Origin of the sequence: Corallococcus sp. 4LFB, from assembly GCF_046520365.1 — a bacterium.
Lineage (GTDB): Bacteria > Myxococcota > Myxococcia > Myxococcales > Myxococcaceae > Corallococcus > Corallococcus caeni.
In genome coordinates this window covers 1-9,061 of sequence record NZ_JBKGHJ010000360.1, presented here as the reverse complement: position 1 = coordinate 9,061, position 9,061 = coordinate 1, and the positions used below count along the sequence as shown (strand labels likewise).

At 70.6% G+C, this 9,061-nt stretch carries 9 protein-coding genes; 6 read left to right on the top strand and 3 right to left on the bottom strand.

Annotation, left to right across the window (positions count from 1 at the left end; genetic code table 11):
• On the bottom strand, positions 1-1,024 hold a 1,024-nt coding region (locus tag ACLEQD_RS30230), incomplete at its 3' end, for a DNA translocase FtsK 4TM domain-containing protein (RefSeq protein WP_410388844.1).
• A gap of 201 nt (positions 1,025-1,225) precedes the next feature.
• Between ACLEQD_RS30230 and ACLEQD_RS30225 the strand changes: the two genes are divergently transcribed.
• The 4 genes from ACLEQD_RS30225 to gatB are packed head-to-tail and all read left to right on the top strand — an operon-like array spanning position 1,226 to position 4,838.
• Positions 1,226-1,579, top strand: a complete 354-nt coding sequence (locus ACLEQD_RS30225) for a zf-TFIIB domain-containing protein (protein WP_410388842.1) — start codon at positions 1,226-1,228, stop codon at positions 1,577-1,579.
• 28 nt (positions 1,580-1,607) lie between these two features.
• Positions 1,608-1,895 carry an Asp-tRNA(Asn)/Glu-tRNA(Gln) amidotransferase subunit GatC gene (gene gatC, locus ACLEQD_RS30220; RefSeq protein ID WP_120523770.1) on the top strand — a complete coding sequence of 96 codons (288 nt, stop codon included), beginning with the start codon at positions 1,608-1,610 and terminating at the stop codon, positions 1,893-1,895.
• Positions 1,896-1,901: 6 nt separating this feature from the next.
• Positions 1,902-3,365 carry an Asp-tRNA(Asn)/Glu-tRNA(Gln) amidotransferase subunit GatA gene (gatA, locus tag ACLEQD_RS30215; RefSeq protein WP_410388840.1) on the top strand — a complete coding sequence of 488 codons (1,464 nt, stop codon included), beginning with the start codon at positions 1,902-1,904 and terminating at the stop codon, positions 3,363-3,365.
• A 27-nt stretch (positions 3,366-3,392) separates the two neighbouring features.
• Positions 3,393-4,838: an Asp-tRNA(Asn)/Glu-tRNA(Gln) amidotransferase subunit GatB gene (gene gatB / locus ACLEQD_RS30210; protein WP_410388838.1), complete on the top strand. Its 1,446-nt coding sequence runs from the start codon at positions 3,393-3,395 to the stop codon at positions 4,836-4,838.
• Here the strand turns inward: gatB and ACLEQD_RS30205 are convergent.
• Positions 4,835-5,872 (bottom strand): carbon-nitrogen hydrolase family protein, encoded by a 1,038-nt coding sequence (locus tag ACLEQD_RS30205; RefSeq protein WP_410388836.1) that lies wholly within the window; start codon positions 5,870-5,872, stop codon positions 4,835-4,837. The genes gatB and ACLEQD_RS30205 overlap by 4 nt on opposite strands.
• Before the next feature lie 102 nt (positions 5,873-5,974).
• Here ACLEQD_RS30205 and ACLEQD_RS30200 point away from each other — a divergent pair, with 102 nt between their 5' ends.
• Entirely contained in the window at positions 5,975-6,922 is a 948-nt protein-coding gene (locus ACLEQD_RS30200; RefSeq protein WP_410388835.1) for a hypothetical protein, read from the top strand.
• On the opposite strand, the gene ACLEQD_RS30195 is transcribed toward ACLEQD_RS30200, so the two are convergent.
• On the bottom strand, positions 6,915-7,877 hold the full coding sequence (locus tag ACLEQD_RS30195; protein WP_410388833.1) for an isopenicillin N synthase family dioxygenase: 963 nt from the start codon (positions 7,875-7,877) through the stop codon (positions 6,915-6,917). The genes ACLEQD_RS30200 and ACLEQD_RS30195 overlap by 8 nt on opposite strands.
• Before the next feature lie 176 nt (positions 7,878-8,053).
• Here ACLEQD_RS30195 and ACLEQD_RS30190 point away from each other — a divergent pair.
• Positions 8,054-9,061: serine/threonine-protein kinase (locus tag ACLEQD_RS30190; RefSeq protein WP_410388831.1), on the top strand; the 1,008-nt coding region annotated here is incomplete at its 3' end.

Here is a 9,061-nt window from a genome sequence, read left to right as displayed (position 1 = left end):
AGGCGGGGTCGGCGCCGGGGGAGCGGCGCTCGGCGCGCTCGGGCGGCAGCGAGGGCTGCTCGTCGGAGGCGTCGTCCTCCTCGGGCGGCTCGTCGCGGGTGAGCTTCTTCTCCAGCTTCTCGCGGTCCTTCTGCTCCTTGAGCGCCTTCTTCGCGTTGGCGAGCTGCTCCTTCTCGTTCTGCCGGGCCAGGCGCACGGCCTCCTCGGCCAGGGCCTCCGCCTCGGCGGCCTCGGCCTCGGCGGCCAGGCGCTCGGCTTCGGAGAGCTCCTCCTCCTCGGCCTCCAGCTCCGCGAGGAACGCGGCCTCCTCTTCCTTCTCCTGCGCGAGCCGCTCCTGGCGGGCCGCGTAGTTGACCTTCTGCTGCTCCCAGAAGACGTGCGCGGCCTCGGAGACGCGGCGGCCCAGCACGGTGAGGCCGGCCCACACCAGCGAGCACAGCTTGAAGAACGTGTACTGGGTGCCGACGATGAGCGCCGCCGCGCTGATGGCGGTGACGAGGATGATGGTGCCGACGGTGGAGAACATCCCCTCCATCAGGCCGCCCAGGCTGGCGCCCAGCGCGCCGCCGGGCGGGTGGGCCCAGCCCTTGTCCTTGGCGAACATGAGCTGCGCGAGCACGGACACGCTGCAGGTGAGCAGCGCCAGGGAGATGATCTGCGGCATGCGGCGCCGCTCGCGGTTGCCCACGAAGAGCACCACGGCGGTGTAGATGCCACCCGCGGGGATGAGGTAGGCGCACACGCCCAGCGCGCCGCGCAGGGTCTCCGCGATGAGGTGGCCCATGGGGCCCACCGCGTTGTGGAAGCCGGGCCCCACGCGGTCATGCGCGTCGAACGTGGCGACCGCCAGCAAGGCCAGCAACGAGGCGGCCAGGATGAAGACGCCGATGAGCGCCCGCTTGGCGGGGCTCGCCGCGCCCGGCGCCTTCATCTTCTTGTTGTTGAGCGCCTTGCGGCGCGTCGCGATCTCCTGCCGGGAGAGCACCGCCTTTTCCCCCCGGCCACCCTTCTTTGCCGCTGTCATGGACCCCTGTTCCCTCTGCCCGATTCCAGCCGCGTAGCGAGCTGTAGCAATCCGCCCGGCGAGAATAGGGAGGGAGGGAGCGGGGTCAATTTTCCGGCAGGCGTCCAAGGGGGCCCCGAGGGGGCGGGACAGGGCCTACATTTCGGGCGCGTCCGCGCGGCGAGAGGGTATGGTGCCTGCCGCCAAGGAGAACCCGAGAACATGTCCGACCTGAGCCCCGACAAGCCCTCCCACAACGAAGACGACTACTTCGCGCGCGAGGAGATTGAAGCCAAGCGCAAGCTGGCCCTCGAGCAGTCCAAGGAGATGGCCGCGCAGCAGCGCGAGTCGCTCAAGCAGCTGCACTACATGAAGTGCCCCAAGTGCGGCATGGACCTGCAGACGCTCAAGGACGGCAACGTGGAGCTGGAGAGCTGCTTCAACTGCCACGGCGTCTGGCTGGACGCGGGCGAGCTGGAGCAGGTCATCAAGCAGCATGGCCACGAGGGCAGCGGCAAGGTGATGGGCGCCATCCTCAACCTGTTCAAGCGCACGCCGTCCGTGTCGTCCCCGTAGCACCGGAGTCCAGAGGAGGAGGCTTCCCATGGCCCTCACGCTCGAGCAGGTCCGGCACGTGGCCACCCTGGCGCGGCTGTCGCTGACGCCGCAGGAGGAGGAGCGCTACGCCACCCAGCTGTCCGCGGTCCTGGACGCGGTGGCGGAGCTGGAGGCGCTCGACGTGAGCCAGGTGGAGCCCACCTCCCACGCGACGCTCGCGTCCTCGCTGTTGCGCGAGGACGTGCTGCGTCCGTCGCTGCCCCCGGAAGCAGGGCTCGCCAACGCGCCGGCGAAGGTGGGCACCGCCTTCGCGGTCCCGAAGATTTTGGAGTAGCCCGCCATGTCGTCGCTCACCGACCTGTCGATGCTGGAGCTGGCGGCGAAGCTGGCCTCGCGGGAGGTGTCCTCCGTGGAGGCCACCCGCGCGAGCCTCCAGCGCATCGCCCAGGTGGACCCGAAGGTGCGCGCCTTCCTGCGCGTGGACGAGCCCGGGGCGCTCAAGGCCGCCGAGGCCAGCGACGCGCGCCGCAAGGCGGGCAGCCCTCTGAGCGCGCTCGACGGCGTGCCCGTGGGCCTCAAGGACATCTTCCTCACGGAGGGCGTGGAGACCACCTGCGCCTCGCGCGTCCTGGAGGGCTTCGTCCCGCCCTACGACGCCACCGTGGTGCGCCTGCTGAAGGACGCGGGCCTGCCGCTCGTGGGCAAGCTGAACATGGACGAGTTCGCCATGGGCTCGTCCAACGAGTCGAGCGCGTACTTCCCCACCCACAACCCGTGGGACCTGACGCGCACGCCGGGCGGCTCGTCCGGAGGTTCGGCGGCGGCGGTGGCGGCGCGCGAGGTGTTCGGCGCGCTGGGCACCGACACGGGCGGCTCCATCCGCCAGCCCGCGGCGCTCACCAACACCGTGGGGCTCAAGCCCACCTACGGCCGCGTGTCGCGCTACGGCGTCATCGCCTTCGCCTCGTCGTTGGATCAGCCGGGCCCCATGGCGCGCACGGTGGGGGACACGGCGGCGCTGTTCCAGCTCATCGCGCGGCATGATCCGCTCGACTCCACCTCCGCGGACGTGGAGACGCCGGACTGCCTCACGGGGCTGGAGGACGGGGTGCGCGGCCTCAAGCTGGGCGTGCCGCGCGAGTACTTCGCGAAGGGCATGGACCCGGAGGTCGCGGGCACGCTGCGCGCGTCGCTGGAGGAGCTGGAGAAGCTGGGCGCGACGCTGGTGGACGTGTCGCTGCCGCACACGAAGTACGCGCTGACGACGTACTACCTGCTGGCCTCTTCCGAGGCGTCCAGCAACCTGGCGCGCTACGACGGCATCCGCTACGGGCAGCGGGCGAAGGACGCGCGCGGGCTCAAGGAGCTGTACACGCAGACGCGGGGGCAGGGCTTCGGCGCGGAGGTGAAGCGCCGCATCATGCTGGGCACCTACGCGCTGTCCGCCGGCTACTACGACGCCTACTACCTGCGCGCGCAGAAGGTCCGCACGCTCATCCGCGAGGACTTCACGAAGGTGTTCCAGCAGGTGGACGCCATCGTGTCGCCCACGTCGCCGGTGCCGGCGTTCAAGCTGGGCGCGAAGGTGGACGACCCGCTGTCCATGTACCTGATGGACGTCTACACGCTGCCGTGCAACCTGGCGGGCCTGCCGGGCCTGTCCGTGCCGTGCGGCTTCACGCAGGCGGGGCTGCCCATCGGCATGCAGCTCTTGGGGCGCCCCTTCGACGAGGCCCGCCTGCTCCGTATCGCCCGCGCCTTCGAGCGCGAGCACGACTTCTTCCGCCGCGCCGCCCCCGTCTAGCGGGCGCGACACAAGGGTGACACCGCCATGCCCCTGAGTGACTTCCAGACGGTCATCGGCCTCGAGGTCCACGCGCAGCTGCTCACGCAGTCCAAGATTTTCTGCGGCTGCTCCACCGCGTTCGGCGCCCAGCCCAACCACCACACCTGCCCGGTGTGCCTGGGCATGCCCGGCGTGCTGCCGGTGCTCAACCAGCGCGTGGTGGAGTACGCGGTGCGCACGGGCCTGGCGCTCGGGTGCACGGTGAAGTCCACGAGCGTGTGGAGCCGGAAGAACTACTTCTACCCGGACCTGCCCAAGGGCTATCAAATCACCCAGTACGACCAGCCCATCTGCGAGTGGGGCGAGCTGGTCATCGACACGCCCTCCGGGGAGAAGACGGTGCGCGTGCGGCGCATCCACCTGGAGGAGGACGCGGGCAAGAGCGTGCACGACGCGTCCGCGTCCGCGGGCCAGAGCCTGGTGGACCTGAACCGCGCGGGCGTGCCGCTGATGGAGATCGTCAGCGAGCCGGACCTGCGCGACGCGGACGAGGCGGTGGAGTACCTCAAGGCGCTGCGCGACGTGCTGGTGTACCTGGGCGTCAACGACGGCAACCTGGAGGAGGGCAGCTTCCGCTGCGACGCCAACGTGTCGGTGATGCCCAAGGGCTCCACCACGTACGGGCAGCGCTGTGAGCTGAAGAACCTCAACTCGTTCCGCTTCCTCAAGCAGGCCATCGAGTACGAGGCCGCGCGGCAGGTGGACGTGCTCGAGTCCGGCGGCAAGGTGGACCAGGAGACGCGCCTCTGGGACGTGAACAAGGGCGTCACCCGGTCGATGCGCTCCAAGGAGGACGCGCACGACTACCGCTACTTCCCGGAGCCGGACCTGCCGCCGCTCCTCGTGTCGGACGCGCTGCGGGACTCGCAGCGGCAATCATTGCCGGAGCTGCCGCGCGCGAAGCGCACGCGCTTCATGGGTGAGTACGGCCTGCCGGCCTACGACGCGCGCATCCTCACCGCCGAGCGCCCGCTGGCGGACTTCTTCGAGGCCTGCGCGAAGCACGTCCCGGACGCGAAGAAGCTCTCCAACTGGTTCCTGGGTGAGCTGAGCCGCCTGCTGAAGGAGGAGGGCACGCCCCTCTCCGCGCTGCGCTTCACCCCGGCGCAGCTGGGCGAGCTGCTGGCCACGGTGGAGAAGGGCACGGTGTCCGCGAACGCGGCGAAGGACGTGCTCGGGGAGATGTTCCGCACGGGCCGCGCGCCGGCGGACATCATCGCGGAGAAGGGCCTCGCGCAGGTGAGCGACGTGGGCGCCGTCGAAGCGGTGGTGGACGACATCCTCGCGAAGAACGCGGGCGAGGTGGAGAAGTACAAGGCCGGCAAGAAGAGCGTGTACGGCTTCTTCGTGGGCCAGGTGATGAAGGCCATGAAGGGCAAGGGCAACCCGGGCCTGGTCAACGAGCTGCTCAAGAAGAAGCTCGGGGACTAACAGGGCACGGTGACGTGGAGCACGTCCTCGCCGCGCGGATCCGCGGACTGGGCGAGCACGTGCACGTCGTCCGGCCCCCGGCGCTCCAGGATGAGCGAGGGCGCTTCGAAGGTGTTGTCGAGGAAGCCCCCGGTGAGCTGCGGGTTCACCGCGTAGCGCACGCGCTTCAGGGTGCGCAGCTGCGTGAAGAGGCCCTCGTTGAACCACTGCTCGCGGCGCAGCTGCGTCTCATCGGGCGCGTTGAAGGCCCAGGGCGCGTCCCAGCTCCAGGCGTTGGCGGAGGGCTGCGCGAGCACGTCCACGCCCAGCGCATCCAGGTACTGCGCGCACGGCACGAACCACGGCTCGCTGGACGTATGGGGCTCGCGGAAGCCGTCGTAGCAGACGAGCGTGCCCAGCTTTCCGAAGGGCGTGTCCAGCACGGGCAGGTCCTCCGGGCGGCCCGGGCTCAGGTGCAGCACGTCCTCCTGCGTGGGCACCAGGTTCACCTTGCGCGTCACGCCCACGCAGTGCCCGTCCGGTGAGAACGTGTAGCTGGTGTTGAACGTGCGCGCGCCCGCGGGTTCGTACTCGGGCGTGTCCGGGCCCAGGCGGTTGGAGGGCAGGAGCGCGCTGCCGGCCACCACCCACAGCCCGAAGTCGCGCGCGATGCCGGAGAAGGTCTCGTACATGGCCCGATGCACGCGGGGCGCCACCGTGGCGTAGAGGCACTCCTCCAGCGTCGGCGGATGGAAGGCGCGCCACGTGCGCAGCATGCCCCGCCACTCCGCGAGCGCCACGCGCGTCATCGCTCCGTTCGTCGTCTTGCGGCGGCGTACGCGCGACAGGTGCCCCATCAGCCCCAGCGCCGCGCCCACCATCTCCGGCCAGACGGCGAGCGCGGGGTTCAGCGGCCGGCCCGAGGCATCCCGGGGGCGCAACGCGTCCACGCGGGCGGCGAGCGCCCGGTGGTGCGCGGCGAACGTCTCCGGCGAGGCGTAGTCGTCGAGCGTGACGCGCGGCTGGATGGCGAACAGGTCGAGGGAGGTGGCCACGGTGCCGCGAGGATGGCACCGGCCTCCATGACGCGCGAGCCTCCCGGCGGTGGACCGTCAGGTTCCGGCAGTGCCACCGTCGAGGCCGTGCCCGGAGGCTCCATGACGCCCATGAAGAGGACGCTCCACGTCGAAGTGCACCCGTTCGTCGACGCGGCGGAGGCGCTCGCCGGCCGCGAGGTGAAGGCCCGGGGCGTCGGGCCCGACAACACCGTGTGGTGGCTCGCGGACGCGGAGGACGAAGGCGACGAGGTCCTCCACTTCGCGGACGGATGGGACACCTGGGAGCGGTTCGTGCTGCCTCGTGAGGCACCGGACTTCCACTACGTCCAGCCGCTTCCCGGCGATGAGGTGCTGCTCGTGAACGCGCGTTGCCGCTACCTCTCGGAGAAGCAGCACGAGCGCAACGCCCACGTCTATTCGCCGGAGGGCACGTTGCTGCGCGAGCTGACCCTGGGGGACGGCATCGCGGACGTGCAGACGACGACCGACGGGCAGGTCTGGGTCAGCTACTTCGACGAGGGCGTCCTCGGCAACCGCGGGTGGGGAGGATTTGGTTCGCGGCGGCCCATCGGTGCGGACGGCCTGGTGCGCTTCAATGCGCAGGGGCAGCGGCAGGAGAGCGACGTGCGGATGGCGCTGCCCGGGGTGCAGAGCATCCTGGACTGCTACGCGCTCAATGTCGCTTCGGAGCAGGAGACCTGGTTCTACAGCTACACGGACTTCCCGCTCGTGCGCATGCGGCCCGGTCAGTCCTCCACGGTCTGGGACTCACCCGTGCGGGGCGCGCACGCCATCGTCGTCAGCGACACGCACGTGCTGTTCGGGGGCGGCTACGACGACGCCTGCCAGCTCCAGCTCTTCACGCTGTACGACCGGGGCCACCAGCGGCTGAGCCCCGTGGCCCGCGTCGAACTCATGGACGAGACGGGCCGCGCGTGGCGGCCCTCGTGGCTCAAGGGCCGGGGGGCCTGGCTCCACGGCGCGGAAGGGACTCGCCACTTCCGCGTGCCCATGGAGGAACTGCTCGCCCACGCGGCGGCTACTTGAGGAAGCCCAGCTCGCGCAGGCGCTGCTTGAGGAACGCGTCCGCGGTGATGGGCGGGTGGCGCGCGGGGTTGTCCGGCGTCTCCGTCTGCGGCAGCGGCTTCAGCACGCAGTCGGAGTAGGGGTGCACGAAGAAGGGCATCGAGTAGCGCACGGTGTCCTGCTCCGTGCTGGGCGGGTTCACCACCCGGTGCGTGGTGGACGGAATGACGCCGTTCATCACGCGGCTGAGCATGTCGCCCGAGTCCACGACAATCTGCCCGCGCAGCGTGTCCACGGGGATCCACTCGCCGTCGCGCGTGAGCAGCTCCAGGCCTCCGGACGTGCCCTCGCACAAGAGCGTGATGAAGTTGATGTCCTCGTGCTCCGCGGCGCGCACCCCGCCCGGGATGAAGCGGTCCTTCAGGGGCGGGTAGTGGATGAGCCGCAGCACGGAGTTCCCATCCACCGTCATGTCGCTGAACGTGTTTCGCGCGATGCCCAGGTAGTCCGCCAGCGCCTGGAGCATCACCGTCGCCGCGTCGTCCAGCTCCCGGTAGAGCGTCAGCGTGTTGTCGCGGAAGGACGGCACCTCCTCCGGCCACACGTTGGCGCCATAGTCGTCGCGGTAGGGGTGGCCCACGGGCAGCTCACGGCCCACGTGCCAGAACTCCTTCATGTCCCCCACCTTGCGGTTCTTCGCGTGCTCCTGGCCGAACGCCATGAAGCCGCGCTGGCCCGGGCGCTCCGGCACCGCGTAGCGCGTCTTGGTGGACTCCGGCAGCTGGAAGAAGCGCTCCACGTCCGTGTACGTGCGGCGGATGAGCGCGTCGTCGACACCGTGACCTTCGACGGTCACGAAGCCGAACTCCTTGAGCGCGTCGCCAAACACCTGGACGAAGCGGGCCCGCTCCTCGGGGGTGCCGGAGCGGTAGTGGGACAGGTTCACGGTGGGGATGCGTCGGGCCGAGCGGGACATGCGCGCATCCTATCCGCGTGACACCTTCCTGACACGTCGCAGTCCGAAGCCCAACCGTCACCCCGGCCCAAGGGCTGGGGACCCTCCTCACTTTGCGACACCCACCCTTGGCGGCAGTGGATGCCGGGCTTCCGGGATGTGCAGATTGGGCGGGGAATTGGCCAGGGGGGCGCGGTATGGCCGAAGTCGCGAGGAACGAGCGCACGTGCACAGCGTGCGGGCGGGGACATGGCGAGGGGACGTCGTGCGACACGCTCGTCCGGCAGGCGGGAGGCGGCGCGGGCAAGGCCGTGGAGGCACCGGTCCCCCTGAACGCGGCGGAGGAGGTGGATCCGCTGGTGGGCACCCAGATGGGCAGCTTCCGGCTGGTGCGCCGGGTGGGCCGGGGCGGGATGGGGTCCGTCTACCTGGCGGAGCACGTGTCCATTGGCAGCCGCGTGGCGGTGAAGGTGCTGCACGAACACCTGACGCGCTACCCGGAGCTGGTGCAGCGCTTCCACGCCGAGGCCCGGGCGGTGAACCTCATCGGGCACGAGAACATCGTCAGCATCTTCGACCTCGACGCCTCCGCGCCCCGGCCGTACCTCATCATGGAGTTCCTGGAGGGCGCGCCGCTGTCGGCCTGGGTGGGGACGCCGCTGTCGGCCGGGGCGGTGGTGCCCATGCTCACCCAGGTGTGTGACGCGCTGCATGCGGCGCACGCGCGGGGCATCGTCCACCGCGACCTGAAGCCGGACAACATCTTCCTGGTGAAGCGCGGGCGGGGGATGCCGTTCGTGAAGGTGCTCGACTTCGGCATCGCGAAGCTGGTGGACGCGAGCATGCCGGAGACGGTGGCGGGCATCATCGTGGGGACGCCGGAGTACATGGCCCCGGAGCAGTCCCTGAGCCGGCGCCTGGACGGCCGCGCGGACCTGTACGCGGTGGGCGTCATCGCCTACCAGCTGCTCACCGGGCGGCTGCCCTTTCCCGACGAGGGGCTCACCGCCCAGCTCGTGGCGCACCAGACGCGGCAGCCCCCGGCCCCCCGCTCCATCTGTCCCACGGTGCCGCCCGCGCTGGAGGCGGTGGTGCTGCGCGCGCTGGCGAAGACCCCGGAGGAGCGCTTCCCCAATGCGCTCGCCCTGCGCGCCGCGCTGGAGCAGGCCCTCGCCCCGCGGACCCCGCCGCCGCGCGCGGCCGTG